At 71.8% G+C, this 22,920-nt stretch carries 22 protein-coding genes; 7 read left to right on the top strand and 15 right to left on the bottom strand.

Features of this window, described 5'->3' with window-relative positions; all coding sequences use genetic code 11:
- Positions 1–205 precede the first annotated feature (205 nt).
- Positions 206–625 carry a DUF3151 domain-containing protein gene (locus DEJ50_RS17500; protein WP_150208917.1) on the top strand — a complete coding sequence of 140 codons (420 nt, stop codon included), beginning with the start codon at positions 206–208 and terminating at the stop codon, positions 623–625.
- A 345-nt stretch (positions 626–970) separates the two neighbouring features.
- Complete coding sequence (locus DEJ50_RS17495; protein ID WP_223837793.1) at positions 971–2,113, top strand: transposase; 1,143 nt, start codon at positions 971–973, stop codon at positions 2,111–2,113.
- Positions 2,114–2,165: 52 nt separating this feature from the next.
- On the opposite strand, the gene DEJ50_RS17490 is transcribed toward DEJ50_RS17495, so the two are convergent.
- Positions 2,166–3,959: a helix-turn-helix domain-containing protein gene (locus tag DEJ50_RS17490; protein ID WP_150208916.1), complete on the bottom strand. Its 1,794-nt coding sequence runs from the start codon at positions 3,957–3,959 to the stop codon at positions 2,166–2,168.
- Positions 3,960–3,965: 6 nt separating this feature from the next.
- Here DEJ50_RS17490 and DEJ50_RS17485 point away from each other — a divergent pair, with 6 nt between their 5' ends.
- Positions 3,966–4,586, top strand: coding sequence for a hypothetical protein (locus DEJ50_RS17485; RefSeq protein WP_190345094.1), 621 nt, complete (start codon positions 3,966–3,968; stop codon positions 4,584–4,586).
- A 294-nt stretch (positions 4,587–4,880) separates the two neighbouring features.
- Here the strand turns inward: DEJ50_RS17485 and DEJ50_RS17480 are convergent, their stop codons facing one another.
- The 10 genes from DEJ50_RS17480 to DEJ50_RS17435 all read right to left on the bottom strand — a co-directional run bounded on the left by DEJ50_RS17480 (position 4,881) and on the right by DEJ50_RS17435 (position 14,314).
- Positions 4,881–5,438 (bottom strand): hypothetical protein, encoded by a 558-nt coding sequence (locus tag DEJ50_RS17480; protein ID WP_150208914.1) that lies wholly within the window; start codon positions 5,436–5,438, stop codon positions 4,881–4,883.
- 224 nt (positions 5,439–5,662) lie between these two features.
- Entirely contained in the window at positions 5,663–6,361 is a 699-nt protein-coding gene (locus tag DEJ50_RS17475; RefSeq protein WP_150208913.1) for a BTAD domain-containing putative transcriptional regulator, read from the bottom strand.
- Positions 6,362–6,544: 183 nt separating this feature from the next.
- Entirely contained in the window at positions 6,545–7,282 is a 738-nt protein-coding gene (locus DEJ50_RS17470) for a ScbR family autoregulator-binding transcription factor (RefSeq protein ID WP_223837792.1), read from the bottom strand.
- A gap of 527 nt (positions 7,283–7,809) precedes the next feature.
- Positions 7,810–8,832 carry a class II fructose-bisphosphate aldolase gene (gene fbaA, locus DEJ50_RS17465; RefSeq protein ID WP_150208912.1) on the bottom strand — a complete coding sequence of 341 codons (1,023 nt, stop codon included), beginning with the start codon at positions 8,830–8,832 and terminating at the stop codon, positions 7,810–7,812.
- 248 nt (positions 8,833–9,080) lie between these two features.
- On the bottom strand, positions 9,081–9,620 hold the full coding sequence (gene pyrE, locus DEJ50_RS17460) for an orotate phosphoribosyltransferase (protein WP_150208911.1): 540 nt from the start codon (positions 9,618–9,620) through the stop codon (positions 9,081–9,083).
- Between the two features lie 35 nt (positions 9,621–9,655).
- The gene (locus DEJ50_RS17455) at positions 9,656–10,441 is read right to left on the bottom strand and encodes an aldose 1-epimerase (protein ID WP_150208910.1); all 786 of its coding nucleotides are present in this window, start codon (positions 10,439–10,441) and stop codon (positions 9,656–9,658) included.
- A gap of 25 nt (positions 10,442–10,466) precedes the next feature.
- Entirely contained in the window at positions 10,467–11,351 is an 885-nt protein-coding gene (locus tag DEJ50_RS17450; protein WP_150208909.1) for an SRPBCC domain-containing protein, read from the bottom strand.
- 95 nt (positions 11,352–11,446) lie between these two features.
- Positions 11,447–13,132: a polyamine aminopropyltransferase gene (locus tag DEJ50_RS17445; RefSeq protein WP_150208908.1), complete on the bottom strand. Its 1,686-nt coding sequence runs from the start codon at positions 13,130–13,132 to the stop codon at positions 11,447–11,449.
- 125 nt (positions 13,133–13,257) lie between these two features.
- Positions 13,258–13,779 carry a DUF2617 family protein gene (locus DEJ50_RS17440; RefSeq protein ID WP_150208907.1) on the bottom strand — a complete coding sequence of 174 codons (522 nt, stop codon included), beginning with the start codon at positions 13,777–13,779 and terminating at the stop codon, positions 13,258–13,260.
- A 319-nt stretch (positions 13,780–14,098) separates the two neighbouring features.
- Entirely contained in the window at positions 14,099–14,314 is a 216-nt protein-coding gene (locus DEJ50_RS17435) for a hypothetical protein (RefSeq protein WP_150208906.1), read from the bottom strand.
- Positions 14,315–14,443: 129 nt separating this feature from the next.
- Here DEJ50_RS17435 and DEJ50_RS17430 point away from each other — a divergent pair, with 129 nt between their 5' ends.
- Positions 14,444–15,643: a pyridoxal phosphate-dependent aminotransferase gene (locus DEJ50_RS17430; RefSeq protein WP_150208905.1), complete on the top strand. Its 1,200-nt coding sequence runs from the start codon at positions 14,444–14,446 to the stop codon at positions 15,641–15,643.
- Positions 15,644–15,712: 69 nt separating this feature from the next.
- Here DEJ50_RS17430 and DEJ50_RS17425 read toward each other — a convergent pair whose 3' ends face one another.
- Complete coding sequence (locus DEJ50_RS17425; protein WP_150208904.1) at positions 15,713–16,063, bottom strand: hypothetical protein; 351 nt, start codon at positions 16,061–16,063, stop codon at positions 15,713–15,715.
- Positions 16,060–16,545, bottom strand: a complete 486-nt coding sequence (locus tag DEJ50_RS17420; RefSeq protein WP_150208903.1) for a prevent-host-death family protein — start codon at positions 16,543–16,545, stop codon at positions 16,060–16,062. The genes DEJ50_RS17425 and DEJ50_RS17420 overlap by 4 nt, the downstream gene beginning before the upstream one ends.
- Before the next feature lie 106 nt (positions 16,546–16,651).
- On the opposite strand from DEJ50_RS17420, the gene DEJ50_RS17415 reads away from it, so the two are divergent.
- Both DEJ50_RS17415 and DEJ50_RS17410 read left to right on the top strand, forming a co-directional pair.
- Complete coding sequence (locus DEJ50_RS17415; protein WP_150208902.1) at positions 16,652–17,539, top strand: hypothetical protein; 888 nt, start codon at positions 16,652–16,654, stop codon at positions 17,537–17,539.
- Positions 17,540–17,806: 267 nt separating this feature from the next.
- Positions 17,807–18,997, top strand: coding sequence for a hypothetical protein (locus tag DEJ50_RS17410; protein WP_223837791.1), 1,191 nt, complete (start codon positions 17,807–17,809; stop codon positions 18,995–18,997).
- A gap of 40 nt (positions 18,998–19,037) precedes the next feature.
- Here DEJ50_RS17410 and DEJ50_RS17405 read toward each other — a convergent pair whose 3' ends face one another.
- Both DEJ50_RS17405 and clpB read right to left on the bottom strand, forming a co-directional pair.
- Positions 19,038–19,571, bottom strand: coding sequence for a YbjN domain-containing protein (locus DEJ50_RS17405; protein WP_150208901.1), 534 nt, complete (start codon positions 19,569–19,571; stop codon positions 19,038–19,040).
- Positions 19,572–19,732: 161 nt separating this feature from the next.
- Positions 19,733–22,333, bottom strand: a complete 2,601-nt coding sequence (clpB, locus tag DEJ50_RS17400; protein ID WP_150208900.1) for an ATP-dependent chaperone ClpB — start codon at positions 22,331–22,333, stop codon at positions 19,733–19,735.
- Positions 22,334–22,445: 112 nt separating this feature from the next.
- Here clpB and DEJ50_RS17395 point away from each other — a divergent pair, with 112 nt between their 5' ends.
- Complete coding sequence (locus tag DEJ50_RS17395) at positions 22,446–22,853, top strand: pyridoxamine 5'-phosphate oxidase family protein (protein WP_150208899.1); 408 nt, start codon at positions 22,446–22,448, stop codon at positions 22,851–22,853.
- Positions 22,854–22,920: the final 67 nt, after the last annotated feature.

The raw sequence follows: 22,920 nt of genomic DNA, 5'->3' as shown, positions 1-22,920 counted from the left end.
CGAACTTCCGGGTAGCGGTCCGCTCCTTCCTGCTGGGAAAAGTGGAGCCCCGGTCCCCTGCCCGCATCATAAACCCGGCTTCCGGAGTACGGCTGGTGTGAGCGTGGCCACTGCGACCGCGGTGCCGGCCGGGCCGGCGGTCTCGCGCCCGGGCCGTACCGCCGGTCCCGCCCGCCTGCCGGGGCCCGGCTGGCAGACTGCGTCCATGAGCATTCACCAGAACCTTCTCGGCGGCCCGGAGCCCACCCGCCTGCGCGAGAACGACGAGGCGGCCCGGCTGCTCGGCACGGAGTCGAAGACCCCGGCCGAGGTGGCCGCCGCTCACCCGACCTACTCGCTGGCCTGGGCGCTGCTGGCCGAGGACGCCTTCGCGGGCGGCCGGGTCGTGGAGTCCTACGCGTACGCCCGCACCGGCTACCACCGCGGCCTGGATGCACTGCGCCGGGCCGGCTGGAAGGGCCACGGGCCGATCCCGTGGGAGCACGAGGCCAACCGCGGCTTCCTGCGCTGCCTTGCCGCGCTGGCGGCGGCGGCCGGGGCGATCGAGGAGACGGAAGAGGCCGAGCGCTGCCGCCAGTTCCTGAAGGACAGCAGCGAAACGGCGTACACGGAACTGATGCACTGACCCCCGCCACCGGGCCGCCCCCGGCCCGGGCCGGCGGCCCAGCCATGCCACCGGCACCAGAGCCCCGGGCACCACGCGCCCGGGGCTCTACCCCTCCAGCACAACCGCGCGGGCACGACCGGCCCGGCCCCGTAGCCCCCGGCGCGGGCGCGGGACAGTTCAGGTGTCGTCTCGCCACCTAGTGGCCGGGGTTTCGTGCGGGCCCGGAGGCCGCCCCGCGGCGCCGGCCCGTCGAGGTGTGTGGGCTCCCCACCACCCGGGCCGTCAGGTGTGTGCTTGGCGCACCTCCCCTCGTACCACCCCTCCCCACGACGGTGGAAGGGCAGTCGAACTAGGGGGAGTTTCGTGAGCACACTGACCGCCGAGAACCTCGTCGTCCAACGCAGCCGCACCGGGCGCCGAGATCCCGTGCACGAAGTCGCCGACGAGCTGTGCTCGGCGGTCTTCGGGTCGCTGCGGCGGCGCGACCAGCGGGAGAAGGGCCGCCAGTACGTCTTCGGGCTGCTGGAGGCTCCGGGCCGCAAGTCGATCCGCAACATCGCGGCGCAGACCGGCGGAGTGGGTGCCGAGCAGAGCCTGCACCACTTCATCTCCGACTCCACCTGGGAATGGCAGCCCATTCGGAGCGCCCTCGCCCAGTACCTCGACCAGACCACCCCGCTCACCACCTGGACCGCCCAGCCCATGGCGATCCCCCGCGGCGGCGAGCAGTCGGTGGGCGCCGGCCACCGCTTCGATCCGCACCGCGGGCGGATGTTCCGCGGACAGCAGGCCTTCGGGGTCTGGTTCACCTCCGTGGACGTGGCCACTCCGGTCGGCTGGCGGCTGTACCTGCCGCAGGACTCCGCCGGCTCCCTGACCGCCGACCGGTCCTACGAGGACTGCGCGGTCACCGCCGCCCTGGAAAGCGTGCTCCAGATGGGGCTGGCCCCGCGCCCGGTGCTGCTCGACATCCGCGGTATCGGCACCCGGCCCACCCTGCACCGGTTCGCGCAGGTCGGACTGCCGGTGCTGGCCCGGATCTCCCCCGCCACCCGGCTGCTGGTCACCGATCCGGCGCTGCCCGGCCACGGCGCGGGCACCCTCGCCGCCCAGGACGTACTGCGCAATGTCCGGGCCCTGCGCAGCCCGGTGGAGTGGACCGACCCGCTCCGCCCGGGTATGCGGCGGACCTCCTGGGTGTCCGCGGTACGCGTGATGATGCCGGACCCGTCCCCGGAAAGGCGCCGCCACCTGCGTCTGGTCGGCGAGTGGAACGACCCCAACCTCCCGCCCACCGAGCTGTGGATCACCGACCTGCTGCGGCCGGCCCCCGCCGTGCTGCTGCGCATGACCAAGCAGGCGCGGCGGGTGTCCGTGGCCTCCCGGCACAGCGTCCAGGAGGTCGGGCTGCGCGACTTCTCCGGCCGCTCGCTGTCCGGCTGGCACCGGCACGTGACCATGGCCTCGGTGGCGCACGCGGCACGCGCCCTGGCCGAGTTCCGGTAGGCCCGCGGAGCCTGTGCCGGGCTACAAGGGCCAAGGGCCAAGGGCCAAGGGCTCAGCGGACCGCGGGCCCGGTACGGCTCGTCCGGCTCCCCCGGAGCACCTCACGGGTCCGGTACAGCCGCAGCGCCATCTGGATCTCCAGCGCCCGGGCCGGCTTCTGCCAGCCGTCGCCGAGCAGCTCCGTGATCCGCTCCAGCCGCCGCGAGACGGTGTTGGCGTGGACGTGGAGCGCCTCGGCCGAGTGCATGGGGCTGCCGCCGGACTGGAAGTACGCCTCCAGGGTGCGCCCCAGCTCGGTCAGCCGGGCCGCGTCGTAGTCCAGCACCGGCCCGATCGCCGAACGGACGAAGGCGTCCACGTCGTGGTCGGCGGAGAGCAGCAGTCCGACGAAGCCGAGATCGCTCAGCGATGCCGTCCCGCCCGCCCCGTCGAGCGCGGTCAGCGCGTCCAGGCAGCGCGCGGCCTCCTCGTACACCCGGGCCAGTGCCGACAGGTCCGCGGCCGGGCCGGCCGCCCCGGTGGACACGGGGTGGCCGAGCAGCGGCGACAGCTCCGCCGACACCTGCCGGGCCGCCGCGGAGGCGTCCGTACCGGGCAGCAGCAGCACGATGCGCCCGCGGCGGACGGCCCGCAGGCCGCCCATCCGGTACGTGTACGAGCTCGCCCAGGCCACCGCCTTGCCCAGGTCCCCGCCCTCCGGCCGGGCCACCACCACCACGTGCGGGGCTGCCGGGTCGATGCCGAGCCGCCGGGCGCGGTCCAGCAGGAGCCGGTCGCCGTACTCGCCGGAGATGGCCTCCGCGTAGGCGGAACGGTCCAGCAGCTCCTGGAGGAGTTCGTCACGGACCGGACCGCTCTCGGCGGCGGCCGTGCCGCGCTGGATCAGGGTCAGCGAGGCGACCGACAGCGCCGTCGCCCGGAGCAGGCGTACGTCCTCCGCGGTCAGCGGTGCCGCCGCGCGCAGCACCAGCACGCCCAGGTTCTCGGCTCCCGCCGTCACCGCCGCCACCCATACGTTGCCGGGCAGTTCGACGGGCCGGAAGGCGGTGTGGGCCCGGAGGGTGGCGCGGGCGACGGCCGGCTCGTCCAGGTCCGGCAGTTCGTCGGCGGCCGTCAGCGGGTGCCCGCCCGGATCCCGGACCTGGAGTACGCCGTCCAGCGCGTCGGCGGCGGCCCGCGCGACGGTGGCGAGACCGGCCCCGTCCAGCACCAACCGGGCCAGCCGGGTGTGGCAGTCCCAGAGGTGGCGGACCCGGGTGAGGGTGGTGGTCGCCTCGGAGCTGAGGTGCTCCAGCTCGGTGACCTCGTCCCGGGTGCGCTCCTGCCGGCCGGCCTTCTCGATGGCCACCGCCGCCAGATCGGCCAGCGGGAGCAGCACTCCGAGCTCGTCGGGGGTGAACCGGCGTACCGCGCGCACCGCCCCGTAGAGGGTGCCGAGCGCGGTGTCGCCGTGCCGGAGCGGGACGGCGACCACCGCGCGCAGGGCCTCGGCGCGGAACACCTCGTCGGTCCGGGGGCTGCGCGGTACGGCCGGGTCGGCCGGGTGGTCGGCGGTCCAGACGGGGACCCGGCGCTCGTGGGCGAGCGCGGCCAGCCCGCCGCCGTGGCCGGGTCCCAGGTCCAGGCCGAGGTGGTAGGGGACGGTCTCGCCCTCGGAGGTGCGGATGTAGGAGGTGCCGTCGGGGCGGGTGAAGACGATGCAGACCAGATGCAGGTCCAGCAGGCGGCGGGCCCGGCGGCCGATCACCCGGAGCAGGGTGTCCAGGTCGTAGGGGGTGACCAGATCGTGCACGGTGTCCACGAGGGCGGCCAGAGTGGCATCCCGGTCGGCGAGCAGACTCCGCATCAGATCATGGCCGTGCCCATGGCCGTGCCCATGCAGGTGCCCGTGCCCGGCGCTCGCGCCGAGGCCTGCCGGGCTGTGGCCGGCACCTTGGCCGGAGCCATCGGCGGGGCCAACGACACGGCCAAGGCCCGGTTCCGGGCCGAGACCAGTGCCCGCGTTCGCGCCGGCGCCAGCGCCGAGGCCGACGCCGGCACCCTGGCCAAAGCCGTCGGCCGGGCCGAGGACACGGCCAAGGCCCGGTTCCGGACCGAGACCAGCCCCCACGCATGGGCCGGCACCGGCGCCGGAGCCGACGCCCGGGCTACGGCCAGGGCCGGAGCTGTTGGCCAGGTCGAGGGCAAGGCCGGGGCTTGGCTCCGGGACGAGGCCGGTGCCCGCGCACGGGCCGCCGCCCGCGCCGAGACCAGGCCTGTGACCAGCGCCGGAGCCGGAGCTGTGGCCGACGCCGACAGCGGTACGGCCGGAACCCGGGCCGGGGCCCGGGAAGTGTTGCGGTGCGTGAACCGGGCGTTGGGCCGGGACACGTTCCGGCCGTTCCGCCGGCCCCGGCCCGTCGGCCGTGGTTCCGCTTCCTTCGGCCCCCCGTGCCGCCTCCATGCCCCCCTGCTCCCCGTTCTGCTCCCCTGATTTCCTGCTTCCCCGTTGCGAACCTAGGTTCCCGGCCGGTTCGGGTCAAGCGATCTTCGTACGCCGTGAGTTGAGGCGTCGGAATCCGGCCAGACGCCGGTCAGGGTTTCCCCGTACAAGGCGGGGAGGGTGTATACGGCACGCAGGGTCAGGGCGGGCCAGGGCCTCGTACCCGTCGTACAGGCGACGGGCGACCGGAGTCACGGCTGGGCCGAGGGGCCGCCCCGGCCGGCGCGCGGCGGAGCCGCCCTGCGCACCGGTCGGCGAAGCTCGGCTCCGGCTCGTACCGCTCGGCTACCGGTCGGCCAGGCCCGCCAGGTCCGGCGGGCCGGCGGTCTGAGCGGCGTGCCGGCCGAGGCCGGCGAGGTCGTGGGCCAGGTCCATGGCCAGGCCGTGCGCGAGTCCGTCGCAAAGGGTCCGGGCCACCAGCCCCCCGAGCTGGCGTACGGAGTCCAGCGCGGCCTCGTTCCCGCAGGCCGAGTACCAACTGGGCAGGACCTGCGGCACGATCCAGCGCATCCCGAGTCCGGTCGCGAAGGCCTCCAGTCGGCGCTGCCGTGCGTACGGGCCCGGCTCGGGACCCTCGCGCACGGACTCGGCGAAGCCGCCCGCCGGCTTGCCCGACCAGCCGTTACGCCGGGCCGCCGCCCATTCCGGCAGCGGCGCGCCGAACATGTAACCGCCGGCCGCCTCCAGCAGGGCCCACTGGGCCTCGCCGAGGCTCTCGGCACCGATCAGCACACTGCGTACGCCGGCTTCGGCGACTCCGTCGCGGACCGCGAAGGCCTGCGCGGAGGCCCGGCCCTGCGGGCCGCGGTGGACGACCGCGATCAGGGGCGTCTTGCTTGCCATTCGTCCCATTCCTCGCCACGTCGGCCGAGGTCATGGACACCCCACCCCGAATCGGTTGCGACGCTTCCCATACCGCATGCACCTCATCTCGCATAGAAAAGTATCCGCCGAAATCCTTGGATTCCAGGTGGCCGGAACGGATACGTCAACTCACTTCACCCCTCCAACTGACGGATGAACAGGCCGGGTTGTGACCGCTGTGGCGGCCCCGCGGGGGCGGCCGGTCAGGCCGCCCCGCCCAGGAGCGTGCGGCGCACGGCCCGGGTGGTGTCCGCCGGGCTGCGCCCGGAGCCGGACCCGAGCACCGCCGCGAGCTCCGGGTACGTTTCCAGCGCCCGGCCGGCGCCGGCCGCCCGCAGTTCGGTCAGCAGTTCCCGGTGCCGCCCCAGGGCGAGTTGGGCCTCCACCCACTGGGCGAGCACGGAGCGCCGGGTCCGCTCCAGGCCGGCGATGCGGTCCGATAACCGGGGGCCGGCCGCTATCCCGTCGAAGGCCGGCCCCCGCCACAGCCCGAGCGCGCCGCTCAGGCGCCGGGCCGCGGTCTCGAAATCCCGCCGGGACATGGCCCGGTAGCCCGCCCCGGCCTCCCGGGCGAACTCGTGCAGGTCGCTCCGGCCGCCGCCGGAGTCCAGCAGATATCCACCGGGAACCGAGACCAGGACGGTCTCGGGGGTGCGCCGGCCGGTCGGGCCGGTCGCCCCGGCCAGCAGGCCGCGCAGCTGCTGGACGGCGTCGAGCAGCGCGGTCCGGGTGTGCTCGACCGGGGTGTGGACCGCCAGTTCACCGGTCAGCACTGTGGCCGGAACCAGTTGGTCGGCGTAGGCGGCGAGCACTGCGAGGATCTGCCGCGCGGTCGGCGCGGCAGGAACCACGGGCAGACCGTTCTCACGGACATGGAGCCCTCCGAGCACTTCGATGTCCACAGACCTCTCCCCGGGATGCGCGGGCAGGACGCATCCTGCCCAAAAAATAATACCGCTATCTTTTTTCGAGGAACATACCCACGCCCCGTCCGTCGTCGGCAGCACGGAAAAATCCCCCGCACAGGGCGGGGGACCGGAGGGGACGCGGGAGTGAAAGGGCAGGTAAGAGCAGGTAAAGGTGGGTCAGGCCGCGGCATGTGGTGCGGCGTCGGAATCGGCCGTGGCCTCGGCGGCAACCGCCGCCCGAAGACCCGCGCACGCACAGTCCCGGGGGTCTCCGGACCCGTGCAGCGCTCTCGCGCCCCGCCCCGGTGCCGTATCGAGCCGGACGGCCACGGCCGGGATCACCAGGCTCGGCAGCACGCTGCTGTAGAGCACCGACACCTCCCGGTCCAGTTCCAGTCCGAGGGTCTGCGACATGACGTTGAGGCCGGCGAAGGCGCCGACGATCAGCCGGGACGGCTCGGCCGGGTCCACGTGCGCGAGCAGTTCGCCCCGGGCCTTGGCCTCCGTCATCAGCGCGATGTGCAGGTCGATCCAGCCCTGGTAGGGCGCCGCCCGGTCCAGGCCGCGGCCGGCGTTCTCCAGGGTGAGCCGGGCGCTGCCGCGCATCAGCACGTCGTGCCGCAGCCGGTGCGAGAAGATCATGCCGACGTCGACGAACTCCTGGGACCTGAACTCCTGGGGGAGGTAGACGGGCTCCATGGCCACCTGGGCGTCGATGACGGCCTGCGCCAGGTCTTCCTTGGAGTCGAAGTGGAAGTAGAGCGCGCCCTTGGTGACCTTGGCGAGGCGGACGATGTCCGCGAGCTTCGCCGCCTCGTATCCGCAGCCCTCGAAGACCACGGCCGCCGCCTCCAGGATGGCCTGCCGGGTCCGCACGGCCCGGTCCTGCTTCACCTGCGGTCGTTCCGTCCCCATGCCGCCCCGCCCCTCTCCATGCCCCGGTCACATACTTCCGGGTACGATTCCACACCGCCGCGGAGCCATGAACCCCCCGGGTTCACCCGAAGGTCCCCGACCGGCCGCACCGCGGGCCCCACCACCCCTGCCTGCACGGCCCCGCCTGCCCGGTACGGCCGAACCGACCGGTCCGGCCCTGAAAAGTACCCAGGGGTACGTCACCCCGATCCGAGGCGAGGACACCCGACGCATTCTGGTGGTACAGACACGGCCAATCCCGGCCGAAACGGCGGAGGATGCGGCTGGTTCCGGCCGCCTCCCCGGCAACAACGGCCCAGAGACGGCTAGTTCCCAACCGGCAAGTATGTTTCACTACGCATCGTGCGTGCAGGTATCGGCCGCCAGGCGGTGCCTCGACTTGCCGAGAAGAAACGCAAAGGGCCCCGTCCCGCCCGTCGGGGGACAGGCGGGGCAGGGCCCCTTCGCGACAGCGGCACCACCGGCCGCGGAGACCGGTTGTTGCCTCAGCTGGTTACCTCAGCTGATTACTTCAGTCGGGTACCGGTGGAGCGCAGGTTGGCGCAGGCCTCGGTGACGCGCTTGGCCATGCTCGCCTCGGCCAGCTTGCCCCAGGTGCGCGGGTCGTAGGTGGACTTCTTGCCGACCTCGCCGTCGACCTTCAGGACACCGTCGTAGTTGCGGAACATGTGGTCCGCGACCGGGCGGGTGAAGGCGTACTGGGTGTCGGTGTCGAGGTTCATCTTCACGACGCCGTTCTCCAGTGCGGTGGCGATCTCCTGCTCGGTGGAGCCGGAGCCGCCGTGGAAGACGAAGTCGAACGGGGAGGTCTTGCCGTACTTCTCGCCGACGCCCTGCTGGAGGTCCTTGAGCAGCTCGGGGCGCAGGACCACGTTGCCCGGCTTGTAGACGCCGTGCACGTTGCCGAAGGAGGCGGCGAGCAGGTAGCGGCCCTTCTCGCCCAGGCCCAGGGCCTCGGCGGTGCGGATCGCGTCCTCGACGGTGGTGTACAGCTCGTCGTTGATCTCGTGGCTGACGCCGTCCTCCTCGCCACCGGTCGGGGTGATCTCGACCTCGAGGATGATCTTGGCGGCGGCGGCCTTCGCGAGCAGCTCCTGGCCGATGGCCAGGTTGTCGGCGAGGGTCTCGGCGGAGCCGTCCCACATGTGCGACTGGAAGAGCGGGTTCTGGCCCTTCGCCACGCGCTCGGCGGAGATGTCGAGCAGCGGGCGGACGTAACCGTCCAGCTTGTCCTTGGGGCAGTGGTCCGTGTGCAGCGCGACGGTGATGCCGTACTTGCCGGCGACCACGTGCGCGAACTCGGCCAGGGCGACCGCGCCGGTGACCATGTCCTTGCTGTACTGGCCACCCAGGAACTCCGCACCACCGGTGGAGATCTGGATGATGCCGTCGCTCTCGGCCTCCGCGAAGCCGCGCAGGGCAGCGTGCAGGGTCTGGGTCGAGGTCACGTTGATGGCCGGGTAGGCGAACTTGCCTGCCTTCGCCCGGTCGAGCATCTCGTTGTAGACCTCGGGGGTTGCGATGGGCATCTGTCCGCTCCTTGGATGTGCGGGAGTGTCTGGTTACTGGCCCTGACCTGGGGGCGACGTCACCGTCGCCCCCATCTTTCCAGACTCCGGCACACACTCCACCCCCCTGGTCGGCACGGGGCCGGAGCGTTTCACGTGAAACACTCCAGGCCTCCGGAAAAGGGCAGGTCAGGGGCCCATTGCCTGGGCATCGGGGACCTAAGTCACCAGTTGCCGGGGCCGAGCGGCCCCCATCGCATGCCCTCGGTTCAGGACAGACCGAGGTCTTCCAGCCGGTAGCCGGTGAGGTACGGAAGGCCGGCCTCGGCGATCGCCCCGGCGGCTCCGCGGTCCACGATCGTTGCGACGGCGACGACCTCGCCGCCGGCCTCGCGGACGGCCTCGACCGCGGTCAGCGGGGAGCCGCCGGTGGTGGAGGTGTCCTCGACGACCAGGCAGCGACGGCCCTTGACGTCGGTGCCCTCGATACGGCGCTGCATGCCGTGAGCCTTCTGCGCCTTGCGGACGACAAAGGCGTCCAGTCGGGAGCCGCGCGCGGCGGAGGCGTGCAGCATGGCGGTTGCGACCGGGTCGGCGCCCAGGGTCAGGCCGCCGACGCAGTCGAAGTCGAGCTCCTGGGTCAGGTCGAGCATGACCTGGCCGACCAGCGGGGCGGCCTCACCGTCGAGGGTGATCCGGCGGAGGTCGATGTAGTAGTCGGCCTCGCGCCCCGAGGAGAGAATCACCTTGCCGTGGACCACGGCCTTGTCCTTGATCTGCTGCAGCAGGTCACCACGCACGTCACTCATGCCCACGAGCTTAAGGGCTGGCTCAGGGGCTGAGCTCAGAGGCGGCGCCAGCTCCAGGTGGTCGCGACCTCCAGCGGGTCGACCGGGGTGATCAGCCGGGGCAGCGTGTTCAGCCCGTTCGGCGGTCCGCTCTGCGGCTCGACGCACACGGCCTCGGCCTGCTCGTCGTACACGACCACCCATTCCGACCGGCTGGTGATCTTCAATTCCAGCTCGCCGGGCCAGGTGAGGGTGACATCGACCCCGTAGGGCATGCCGAAGCAGTCGTCCCACGGGCCGGGCTTCGGATCGATCCGGCGGCCGGTGGGCAGGTGGTCCTCGCCGCGTTCCTCCTGCCAGTCGGCCTGGAAGCCGATCTGCACCTCTTCCCCGCCCGGGCCGAGACGGCGCAGGAACCAGGGGTGCCAGCCGGCCTGGGCCGGGAACGAGTCCCCATAGGTCTCGATGCCCATGCCCAGGGTGAGGGAGGACTCGGCGAGCTCGACGGTCTGGGTGACCCGGCCGGAGTAGGGCCAGGGATCGGCGAGGTCGTAGACGAACGCAGCCTCGGCCGGGCCGGTCCGGACCGGCTTCCAGGCGGCGTCCCAACCGAGGCCGTGGAGGGCGTGGGGAGCGGCGTTGACCGGCATCTGGTGGCGCACCCCGCCGTTGCGGAACTGCCCCAGCTCGATCCGCCCGCACCAGGGCACCATGGGGAAGCAGCCGTACGCCTGACCCTGGCGCAGCAGCTCCGTGCCGTCGATGCGCAGGCTGCTGATCCGGCCGCCGTTCTGCTGGTCGATGGTCAGCTCGGCACCACCGGCGCTCAGTTGCGTAGTCATGATCCGACTGTAGGGGGTGGCCCCGCTAACGGCGGCGGCGGAGCGCGCGGCCGAAGACCACGACCCCGGCAAGGGCGAGGGCGGCGGCGGGGGCGAGCCAGCGCAGGTTCCCGCCGGAGGCCCCGGAGTCGGGGGCCGGTACCGGTGCGTAGCGACCGCGCGGCGGCGCGTGGTCGACCTCCTCGGCGCTTCGCCCGATCATGGTGCGGCGGGCGTGTGCGGCCTCGGCGGGCGGCCGGGACTGATCACCGAACTCGCTGTCGAACTCGGCATCGAGGAACGGGTCCAGCGAGGGCGGCGGTACGTCGGCCTCGTAGACGGAACCAAAGCCGCGGTCGGCTTCACCGTCGCTTTCGGTGTCGCTGTCGGTGTCGGCTTCGTCGGACAGCATCCCCGCCTCAGCCTCGGCCCCACCGAAGCCGTGGTCATGATCGTGATCACGGTCATGATCGCGATCGGCGGCGGTGCGGTCCGGCAGGCCGCGGGCCGCGCCCGTCAGCTGGACCGCGGCCCGGTCCAGCAGCCGCCGGACGGCGGTGACCGTGGCCTCCGGCTCGAAGGCGGCGGCCCGGCCGTCGGCGCCGGCACCGGCCGTGAACCGCAGCCGGGTACCGCCGTCCGCCGGTTCCAGCTGCAAGGTGACGGCGAACTTCACGGCACCGCTGCCGCGGACCTCGGTGCCCTCGCCGTCGATCCGGAAGATGTCCTCCGCGGTCTCGCTGACGGCCAGCGCGCCCCGGTAGGTCACCGTGTGCCCGCCGACCCGCAGCTTGAGCCGCCCGGCCAGCGGTCCGGAGGCGTCGTCGGCGTCCTGCTGGAGCCCGGGCACGCAGCGGGCCACGCGCACGGGGTCGCGCAGCACGGCGCGGAGATCGTCTGCGGCTGCCGGGACGAACACCTGATGCTCCATGAGGTCGAGCGTAGCGGGGCTCGCCGCGCTTGTACCCGTCCGTGCCCGAGCCCGGCGAGCCCCGTTCGGGACGCTCCTGCTCAGGACGCACCTGCTCAGGACACTCCCGCATAGCGCGGGTGCGACAGGGTGGACGGCGGCAGCCCCCGGATGCGCAGGCGCTCGGCATCGCGGGCGGCGGCCCGCAGGCTGGTGGTGGAGAGGAAGCGCAGCCCGGTCTCCTGCCCGACCGCGAGTTCCGGGGCCCGGCCGGACCCGGCCAGCACGAATCCCCAGTCCTGGGGGAAGGCCCCGGACCCGCCCGCCGCACCGGGCGTCCGGTCCGGGCCGGCCGCGAACCCGGAGAGGCGCCCGCTCGCCGAGTAGGGAGCGGTGCGCAGTCCGGCCGCGCGCAGCGTGGCCTCGACCGTCCAGTAGGTGCGCGGCCGGGTGGAGAGGGTCCCCGCGTGCACCGCGATCCGGCCGCCCGGACGCAGGGCCCGCGCCGCCAGACCGTAGAACTCCTGGGAGTAGAGCTTGGTGCTGGCGGTGATGCCCGGGTCCGGCAGGTCCGAGATGATCACGTCGTAGCGCCCGGACAGGGCGGGATCGCGGAGCCAGCGGAACGCATCGGAGAAGACCACCGCGATCCGCGGATCGGCGTACACCTCCCCGTTGAGCCGGGACAGCATCGGGTCGGTGCGGGCAAGGCGGACCAGGCCGGGGTCCAGCTCCACCACGGTCACCGATTCCACGTCCGGGTGGCGGAGCACCTCCCGGGTGGCCAGCCCGTCCCCGCCGCCGAGGACCAGGACCCGTTCGTGCCGCCCGTGCATCGCGGGATGGACCAGTGCCTCGTGGTAGCGGTACTCGTCATAGCCGCTGACGCGCAGCCGCCCGTCGAGGTACAGGTCCAGGGAGCGGGGCGAGCCGCTGCCGGGGCCGGTGAGCACGAGTTCCTGCACTCCGGTCTGTACGGCCACCCGCACCTGCCCGCCGTACACCGCGGTGCGTGCGATCCGCTCGAAGTCGTCGGCCAGGATGCCGGCGGTGGCGAGCAGCGCCAGCACGGTGATGTTGCCGGCCAGCAGCAGCCAGCGGGCCCGCCGGGTGAGGTCCCGGCGGAACAGCCAGAGCACCAGGGCCCCGCCGGCCGCCGCGTTGACCATGCCGGTGAGCATGGCGCCGGTCAGCTGGCCGAGCACCGGGAGCAGCAGGAAGGGGAAGGCGAGCCCGCCGACCAGGGCGCCGACGTAGTCCGCGGCGAACAGGTCGGCCACCGCGCCGCCCGCGTCCTGTCTGCGGACCCGCTGGATAAGGGTCATCAACAGGGGGATCTCGGCGCCGATGAGGATGCCGATGGCCAGGGAGAAGCCCACCAGGACGGGCCGGGACTCCCCCAGCCAGGCGAAGCTCGCGTAGAGGGCGGTCGCCGAGAGCCCGCCCACCAGGGCGAGGACGGCCTCGACGGCGCCGAAGCCGGCGGCCGGTGCGGCGCGCATCCGTTTGGCGAGCAGCGAGCCGATGCCCATGGCGAAGACCATGACGGACAGCACGACGGAGGCCTGGGTGACGGAGTCGCCGATCAGGTAGGAGGCGAGTGCGAGCAGCTCGAGCTCGTATACGAGCCCACAGGCGGCGCAGACGAACACGGTGGCCAGGACCAGCAGTCGGCCGGTCCCGGGTCGTACCGGCAGGGCGGCCGGGGCGGCCACCGGGTTCGTCTGCGCCGCCTGTGGCTCCGACTCGTGCGGCTCCGGCGCCGCCGGGAGCACCCTGCCGGGGGCGGAACGGTCGATCATGGAGCGAACGGTACGTCACTGCACGCCCACACCCGGTCACCCACATGGGTGCAACTGGAGTACCCGTTGGGGCAGTTGGCCCAATGCTGCAGAAACGATCGCCGCCACGAGCCGCCGGGGCACCCCTAGAGCGCCGCGGCGGCCATCCGCACGCCCACCCGGGTGCGGGTGGCCACCAACTGGCCTTCCTGCGGGTACGCGTGCCAGGTGCGCCAGCGCACCTGACCCTCGTACCGTTGGGCGAGCATCGCGGTGAACGCGTGCGGACTGCCGGGAAAGGTGCCGGCCAACCCGTTCGGGTGATCGGCCACCAGTGCAAGCAATTCCTGCGCCCGTCCCGCGAACGAGCCGCGCGAGAGGGTCTCGACCCGCGCCGCGAACTCGTACTCCCAGTCGCCCACCCGCTTGGCGACGCCGAGCGGCAGCGGCGTACTGCTGCCGGGGATGCAGGCGACCGTCTCCGAGCAGAGCACCTCGCCCTCCTCGAGCAGCACCTGGTGGGAGGCCCCGAGCAGGCGCAACTCCACCTTCGCGCTCGCCAGTTCGAGGTTCAGTACGGCCAGGGCGGGCAGCGGGTCACGGCCCAGGGCCCAGGCGAGATCGGCGGCACGCGTGTCGGTGTAGGTGGTCTGGAGGGTCGTGAGCATGAGTCGGCTCCGCAAACGCGCGAGGGAGAGGGGCCGGTCCCCGCCCCAGCCGGAAACGCGTGGGTGGGGGGTGCGGGACACCGGCTCGGGTCCACAGGAAGTCCCGGGAGGCCCGGGGACTGGTCTACTCAACCGAGGGAATCATGAAGGGCACGGCACTCACCGCGTTTTTACCCAACTTGACGGGGTTTACATCCCTCCGGGGGCTACCCGGTTCACGTGTTCACCAGACCGGGGCCATCCAGGGCCAACGCAAGGGCGCCCGACGGAAGTTGCCCCGTCGGGCGCCCCTGTCCGCGCGGCGGCACGCTGCCCCGTGTCAGCTGCCGCCGCCGCAGCCCCCGCCACCGCCACCGCAGGAGGACGAGGAGGAGCCGCAGGACGAGCCGCTGTCGCCTGCCCACCAGCTCGAGCCCTCGCGCCGGGACGAGCGGCGGGACGTACGGCGCGGCCGGCTGTCCCGGCTCGCGGTCACCACTGCTCCGATGACGATCACGAACAAGATCGGAAGTCCGAACACAAGAGCCTCGAACACGATCCCCACCTCCTTCGATACACCTCGGTCCCCCGAGTGGCGGGATACCCCCGTCCCGCGTGCCGGTGAAATTCCCGCACCACGCCGGGCCCAAAGCACACTTGAGCAAGTCCAGAGGTTCCGCGCAGGATGGCGGTCATGAGCGCACCCGCGGGCGGCAGCCGCCCCTTCCTGAACCGGCGACTGGCCGCCTTCGGTACGACGATCTTCGCGGAGATGTCCGCACTGGCGGCCCGGACCGGATCGATCAACCTGGGCCAGGGCTTCCCCGACACCGACGGCCCGGCCGAGATCGCCGAGGCCGCCTCGCGCGCGGTGCTCTCGGGCCGGGGCAACCAGTACCCGCCCGGTCCCGGCATCCCCGAGCTCCGCACCGCGATCGCGGCCCACCAGCAGCGCTTCTACGGCCTGACATACGACCCGGACAGCGAGGTGCTGGTCACCGCGGGCGCCACCGAGGCCATCGCGGCCTCCCTGCTCGCCCTGCTCGAACCGGGCGACGAGGTGATCGCCCTCGAACCCTTCTACGACTCCTACGCCGCCTGCATCGCGATGGCAGGTGCCACCCGGATCCCGGTCACCCTCCGCCCCTCGGCCGACGGGATCTTCTCCCTCGACCTGGACGAGCTCCGCAACGCCGTCACCCCGCGCACCCGGCTGCTGCTCCTGAACACCCCGCACAACCCGACCGGCGCCGTGCTGACCGGCGCCGAACTGGCCGCGATCGCGGAGCTCGCCGTCGACCGCGACCTCCTGGTGGTCACCGACGAGGTCTACGAGCACCTGGTCTTCGAGGGGAGCCACATCCCGCTGGCGGGCCTGCCCGGTATGCGCGAGCGCACGGTCGCCATCTCCTCCGCCGGCAAGACCTTCTCCTTCACGGGCTGGAAGGTCGGCTGGGTAACCGCCGCCCCCGCCCTGGTCTCGGCGGTCCGCTCGGCGAAGCAGTTCCTGACCTATGTCTCCTCGGGCCCGTTCCAGTACGCGATCGCCGAGGCGCTCGCCCTCCCGGACGACTATTACGCCTCCTTCCGCGCCGACCTGGCCCGCAAGCGGGACATCCTCACGGCCGGCCTCACCGCGGCGGGCTTCGAGGTCTACCGCCCCCAGGGCACGTACTTCATCACCACCGACATCGCCCCCCTCGGCGAAAAGGACGGCCTCTCCTTCTGCCGCGCCCTCCCGGAGCGCTGCGGGGTCGTGGCCATCCCCAACGCCGTCTTCTACGACGACCAGGAGGCCGGCCGCACCCAGGTCCGCTGGGCCTTCTGCAAGCGGACGGCGGTTTTGCAAGAGGCAGTAGAACGCCTCGGGCGGCTGGCTCGCTGAAAGGCGCGCCAGATGGCAGTGCGGGAACAGGGCCTGACTTCAGCTGGGCCCCGTTCTCCGCGGGGTGAACTACTCAGTGTCCTTGGGATGCCGAGTGGATGCGTAGACCAGAATGACGGTCGAAGTCTCCGGACTGACGAGGTAGCGGACCCTGCCACCACTCGTGATCTCGTACTCCCACTGCTCCAGCTCGGAACCCTTCCACTCCTTGGTGGCGAGCCGCCCGCGAAGCTGGTGCTGACGATTCCAGTTCTCACGCGACAGCGGGTCGGTGCGGAGCGCCTCCAGGCAACGGTGAGCGCTTGAAAGGGCCACCCGGCACAGTTCCTCCCAGCCTGTCACCGCCTCTGTGGCCCCGAACACCACGTTCCACCCGTTCAAGGGTGGGACGCTGACGCGATCGCCCTTCTTCGGACTCACCCACTCACCTCTACCGGGCCCAGATCGTCACCCGCAAGAGGCCGAAGGGCTTCCTGAAGCTGCTCCGGATCCGCATTGATGCGCGCAGTCGCCCGCCAGGACACCAGGGTGCGATGCACCGCCTCCCTGGCCCCCAGCTCAGCCGCATCGGACAGCGCTTCGAGCAAGTCCACGGTGAACGCGCGCATCTCTTCGTCATCCAGATGCCGCACCCACGGAAAGACCTCTGGCAGCGCCACCAGTAGGGACCGGACTCCGTCATCGTGCTTCATGAGTGCGAGGAAGAGCCGCGACGCCGTCGTGAGGTTCTCCTCGGTGCGCTCCGCATGCGCTGCGGTCGACAGCACCATGTCGGGTGCATCCCGATGCGTGACGCGCAGACAACCAAGGGCAGCCGCGCGCGCGGCTACGGCCTTCGGATTGCGGGACAGATCGGTGAAGGAGACCGATTCAGGGTCGGCCCCCAGGTAAGCAAGGCTCATACTCAGACTGTACTCAGATTATGCTCTGAGTACGAGTGTCGAGGTCCATTCTCAGAAGACGCTCAAACCGGCAGTACGGGAAGCATGCGCGGTGCACCATCGCGCCATGTCGACAGTCACGCCACCCTCGACCGCAGAGACCGCCATCTCCCCCGGTCCTGGCAAGAAGGACGCGCTCCAGGCGATCGTCACCGTTCTCGGACTCAGTGGCGTCCTCCTCACAGGGATCCAATACTGGGCCGTGGACCGTTACCTCGCCCAGTTCGGCGTAACACCGGAAGAGGTCGGGCTGGACACAGCGGTCCTTCTGACGCGAGTCGCCACGGCACTGGCATCCCTTGGATTCTTGATCCTCCCGATGCTGCTCTTCGGGCCTGGCGTGTTCGCCATGGAAGCGGCTGAAGGTTCGAACCGGCGGCAGGCCTCACGCTTCGTGTTGAAAACATTCAGGAAACACCCAGGACTCCGGACGTTGGCACTGTCCGCACTGGTGGGGTTGGGCTGGACAGCCATGGCCCTGGTCGAAGGCCCCACCGCCCTACTCGCGGAAGGTACCTGGATGGTCATCTGGGCCGCCGGGACGCTCGTCGCAGCACCGGCGCTGCACCTTGCTGGCAAGCACCGGACGCTGGGCCCGCTGCTGCGGCTCTGCCTCGTAGTCTTCTTCATGACCGCGCTCTGCCTGATCTCCCTGGGTGATGCCATGGAGAAACGCGGTAAGCAGACCGTTGAAGCGGCTCAGCTGGGCGGCTTGGAGTACGTGCTCGGAGTCCGCCCCCAGTACGTCCGTGCCGACTTTGCCGAAGTGCCAGGGAGCACCGAACCAGCGGACGGCCCGATGCTCTACCTCGGCCAAGCCGGCGGGGTCCACGTCCTCTACGACTGCGCATCTTCGCACGTGATCCGCAAAGCAGCCGCACAAGTGCATTTGACCAGCCAGGTCGGCCCAGCTCAGGAACGTCTCGCCCTTGAAGTGGAAGGTTCGTGTCGATGATGCCCGGGTGCTGAAAATTCCCGTAGGTGCTCCTACCTTGCCCTTCTGCAAGCGGACGGACGTCCTGGAGGAAGCGGCCGGCCGGCTCGCCCGGCTGTAGCACCGGCGGCGCGGGCGAGGGGAGGGCGGGCGAGGGGAGGGCGGACAGGGCGGCGGGATGCGTGCGGGCGTTCGGAAACGCTTTGGGCTCCGGGCACGTTCATCTGGTGACCTTGGACGGGGGAACGCCCATCCGTTGGGCGTATGAGGCCGGGGGGATTCCGGGAGATGGCCGCAAGCAGTGTGACCGCTGCCGTGAGGCGGAGCGGGGAGACGGACGGGGACGACGGAACCCGGGGCGGGGTGCCGGTCGGGGTGGTGGCCGTCGCCGCGTTCGTCGCGGTGCGGGTCGTCGGGGTGGCCGTGGTGGCCGCCTGCGCCTGGTGGAGCGGGAAGGATCCCGTCGCCGTGCTCGGCGCGTCCTGGGATTCCGTCTGGTACATCGGGATAGCCGAGGAGGGGTACGGCCGGACGCAGGTGTGGCCGGAGATCGGCTCCGTACAGAGCGACCTCGCGTTCTTCCCCCTGTACCCCGGGCTGATGCGGGGCGTCTGCGCGCTGCTCCCGTGGGTGGGGCCGGCCGGGGCCGGGCTGCTGGTGGCCTGGGGGGCCGCCGTGGCGGGTGCGGTCGGGGTGTACCGGGTCGGGGAGCTGGTCGCCGGGGCCCGGGCCGGGCTGCTGCTGGTGGTGCTCTGGGGGGTGCTGCCGCATTCGGTGGTGCTCGGCATCGCCTACACCGAGGCCCTGCTGGCCGCCCTCGCCGCCTGGACGCTGTACGCGGTGCTGCGCGGCCGGTGGCTGTGGGCGGCGGCGCTGGCGGTGCTCGCCGGACTGACCCGGCCGACCGGCATAGCGGTCGCGGCTGCCGTCTCGGTGGCCGCGGTCTACGAACTGCTGCTGAAGCCGAGGGCCCCGCTGCGGGTGTGGGCCGCCGCGCTGCTGGCACCCGCCGGCTGGGCGGCCCACCTGCTGGCCGTGGGCATCCGGCGCGGGGATCCGCTCGGCGGCTATTTCGCGGTGCAGCGCGACTGGGGGTCGTACTTCGACTTCGGCCACGGGGTCGCGGGGTCCGTGGCACGGGTGCTGGCCCGCGGGCCCGGCGGGACCCCGCTGGTCACCGCGGTGGTCCCGGTGGTGATCGTGGCGGCGCTGGTGCTGGCGGTGCTGCTGGCGCGCGGCTGGGCGCCCCTGCCGCTGCTGGTGTACTGCGGCACCCTGCTGGTGATCACGCTCGGCGGGGCCGGGTTCTTCGAGTCCAAACCCCGGTTCCTGCTGCCGGCCTTCCCCCTGCTGCTGCCCGCCGCAGCCGCAATGGCGCGAGCCCGGCCCCGGACGGCGGTCGCGGTGACCGCCGCCCTGGCCGGGCTCTCCTTCGGCTACGGGACGTATCTGCTGATCAGCGCCCCACTGCCGTTGTGATCACAGCCTGTGTGATCACCGCCTCCGTACTCGCTGCTGGTTACTCGTCTTCGCCCTTGTCCTCGCCCTCGGCGGAGTCGATCTCCTGCTCCAGGCCGAGCTGCTCCACGAGCCACTTGTCGAACTCGATGGAGGCGCGGACCCAGCTGACCGTGGAGGACACGAAGTGCTCCAGGGAGACGCCGGTGCCGATCAGCATCTGCGCCTCACCGATCAGACGGACCGAGCCGTCATCGTGGGTGTGGCTGTACACCTTGGGCCACAGGGTGCGGCGGTTCCAGTCGTCGATCGACTCGAGAAGCTGGGGCTTCTCGTCGATCGCGTGCGGGCGGTCGTAGAACGTCCGCACCGAGAAGACCTGCTGCTCGCCCTCTCCGCGGAACATGAAGTAGGTGCGGAACTCCTCCCACGGCGCCGCGAGGTCACCCTCGTCGTCGACGACGTACTTGAGCTCCATCTGCTCCAGCAGCTGCTTGACCAGATCCTGGTCAGGGACGACGGGGCCCGCCGGTCCTGAGGCCTGCGGTTCGGGCTGTCCCCCGAAATTCGGAATCGAGGCCGGGTCGATGCTCACCGTGTATTTCCCTTCGTGCGGATGCTGTCATCCTCCCCCATCGCGCCTACCCCGTGGCAAGCCCCGGCACCGCTATCCGCTCCCGGCGGAAAGCAGTGCCTCGGCTGCACCGCCCGGCACCGCCCGGCACCGGGCGGCACCGGGCGGCACGGTGCCCGGTGTCACAGCGCCCGGCCGACCAGCAGGTCGTCCCCGGCGACGTCCACCCGGACGGTGTCACCGTCCTTGACCTCGCCGGCCAGGATCTCCCGGGCCAGCCGGTCGCCCACGGCCGTCTGGATCAGCCGCCGCAGCGGGCGGGCACCGTACGCCGGGTCGTTGCCCTTGTCCGCCAGCCAGCCCAGGGCCTCCGGGGTGACGTCCAGGGTGAGCCGGCGCTCCGCCAGCCGCTTCGCCAGCCGGCCGATCTGGAGCTCGGCGATCCGGCCCAGCTCGTCCCGGTCCAGCGCGGAGAAGACCACGATGTCGTCCAGGCGGTTGAGGAACTCCGGCTTGAAGCTCGCCCGGACCACGTCCAGAACCTGCTGCTTCTTCTGTTCCGCGGGGGTCACCGGATCCACCAGGAACTGGGATCCCAGGTTCGAGGTCAGGATCAGGATGGCGTTGCGGAAGTCCACCGTCCGGCCCTGGCCGTCGGTGAGCCGGCCGTCGTCCAGCACCTGCAGCAGGACGTCGAAGACCTCGGGATGGGCCTTCTCGACCTCGTCCAGCAGCACCACGCTGTACGGGCGCCGGCGGACCGCCTCGGTGAGCTGGCCGCCCTCCTCGTAGCCCACGTAGCCGGGCGGGGCGCCGACCAGCCGGGCCACGCTGTGCTTCTCCCCGTACTCCGACATGTCGATCCGGACCATGGCCCGCTCGTCGTCGAAGAGGAAGTCGGCCAGCGCCTTGGCCAGCTCGGTCTTGCCGACCCCGGTCGGGCCGAGGAACAGGAAGGAGCCGGTCGGACGGTCCGGGTCGGCGATGCCCGCGCGGGTGCGGCGGACCGCGTCCGATACGGCGCGTACCGCCTCCGACTGGCCGATCAGCCGGCGGCCCAGCTCCTGCTCCATGCGCAGCAGCTTCTGGGTCTCGCCCTCCAGCAGCCGGCCGGCCGGGATGCCGGTCCAGGAGCCGACGACCTCGGCGATGTCGTCCGGGCCGACCTCCTCCTTGACCATGGTGTCCTTGGCCGTGGTGTCCCTGGCGGCCTCCTCCTCGGCCTCGGTGGCCTCGGCCAGCTCGCGCTCCAGCGCGGGGATCTCCCCGTACAGAAGCTTGGAGGCGGTGTCGAAATCGCCGTCGCGCTGGGCGCGCTCGGCCTGGCCGCGCAGCTCGTCCAGCCGCTCCTTGAGCTCGCCGAGCCGGTTGAGCCCCTGCTTCTCCTTCTCCCAGCGGGCGGTCAGGCCGCGCAGCTCCTCCTCCTTGTCGGCGAGGTCCTTGCGCAGCTTCTCCAGGCGTTCCTTCGAGGCCGGGTCGGACTCGTTCTTGAGCGCCAGCTCCTCCATCCGGAGCCGGTCCACGGCGCGCTGCAGCTCGTCGATCTCCACCGGGGAGGAGTCGATCTCCATACGCAGCCGGGAGGCGGCCTCGTCGACCAGGTCGATCGCCTTGTCGGGGAGGAAGCGGGAGGTGATGTAGCGGTCGGAGAGGGTGGCGGCGGCGACCAGCGCGCTGTCGTTGATGACGACCTTGTGGTGGGCCTCGTAGCGGCCCTTGAGACCGCGGAGGATCGCGATGGTGTCCTCCACCGTCGGCTCGGCGACCAGCACCTGCTGGAAGCGCCGCTCCAGGGCGGGGTCCTTCTCGATCCGCTCCCGGTACTCGTCGAGGGTGGTCGCGCCGACCATCCGGAGTTCACCGCGGGCCAGCATGGGCTTGAGCATGTTGCCGGCGTCCATGGCGGAGTCGCCGCCGGCGCCCGCGCCCACGACCGTGTGCAGCTCGTCGATGAAGGTGATGATCTGGCCGTCGCTGGACTTGATCTCGGCGAGGACGCTCTTGAGGCGCTCCTCGAACTCGCCCCGGTACTTGGCGCCGGCCACCATCGCGCCGAGGTCCAGGGAGACCAGCCGCTTGTTCTTCAGGGATTCCGGGACGTCGCCCTTGACGATGCGCTGGGCCAGGCCCTCGACCACGGCGGTCTTGCCGACGCCGGGCTCGCCGATGAGCACCGGGTTGTTCTTCGTACGGCGCGAGAGGACCTGGACGACGCGCCGGATCTCGTGGTCGCGGCCGATGACCGGGTCGAGCTTCCCCTCGCGGGCGGCGGCCGTGAAGTCGGTGCCGAACTTCTCCAGGGCCTTGTACTGGCCCTCGGGGTCGGGGGTGGTCACCCGCCGTCCTCCTCGTACGTTCTCGAAGGCCGCGAGCAGCTTCTTCGCGCTCGCGCCCTGCTGGTCCATGACCTCACCGGCGGCGCCGCCCTTGGCGGCGACGGCGATGAGGAGGTGTTCGGTGGAGAGGTATTCGTCGCCGAGGCGGCCCGCCTGGGCGTCGGCCTCGGCGAGGACGGCGAGCAGGTCGCGGCTGGGCTGCGGGGGCGCGACGGTGGATCCGGTGACGCTGGGCAGGCCGGCGAGGATCCGCTCCGCGCCGGAGCGGACGGCAGCCTGGTCGGCGTCGACGGCGGCCAGCAGGTCGACGAGGTTCTCGTTGTCCTGGCCGGCGAGCAGGGCCAGCAGCAGGTGCGCCGGGGTCAGGTCCGGGTGGCCGTCCTTGACGGCCCTGCTGGTGGCGGCGTTCAGTGCGGCGCGGCTCCTGTTGGTCAGCTCGGCGTCCACGTGCGGCTTCTCCTCTCCGTCTCGGTATGCGTCTGCGTACAGATACTGACAAGGTCAACGTGCACAAAGTTGAGTCTATTCCACTCAAGCCAGTGGGACGTACGCTCGGCGCATGTCCCACGACGTACTCAACCCGACGCCGGAGTACCTCGCCTTCTGGCGGGAGCGGCACGTGTGCACCCTGACCACCCCGCGGCCGAACGGCACCCCGCACGTGGTCCCGGTGGGCGTGACCTACGACCCCGCGGCCGGACTGGCACGGGTGATCAGCAACAAGAACAGCAAGAAGGTCCGCAATGTGCTGGCGGCGGAGCCGGGCCGGCCGGCCCGGGTCGCGGTCTGCCAGATGGAGGGGCGTCGCTGGGCCACGCTGGAGGGGCACGCGACGGTCCGCACGGACGAGGCCTCGGTGGCCGAGGCGGTGGCGCGCTACGCGGAGCGCTATGGGCGGACCCCGTCGCCCAACCCCGACCGGGTGGTCATCGAGATCACGCTGGACCGGGCCATGGGCCGGGCCTGAGATCCGGCTTGTCCGGTTCCGGTACTGGACGCGGACATCACAACGGCGCCATCGTGTTCAGGTCCAC

The sequence above is a fragment of the Streptomyces venezuelae genome (assembly GCF_008642295.1).
Classification (GTDB): Bacteria; Actinomycetota; Actinomycetes; order Streptomycetales; family Streptomycetaceae; genus Streptomyces; species Streptomyces venezuelae_C.
This window is presented reverse-complemented; position numbering and strand designations above follow the sequence as displayed.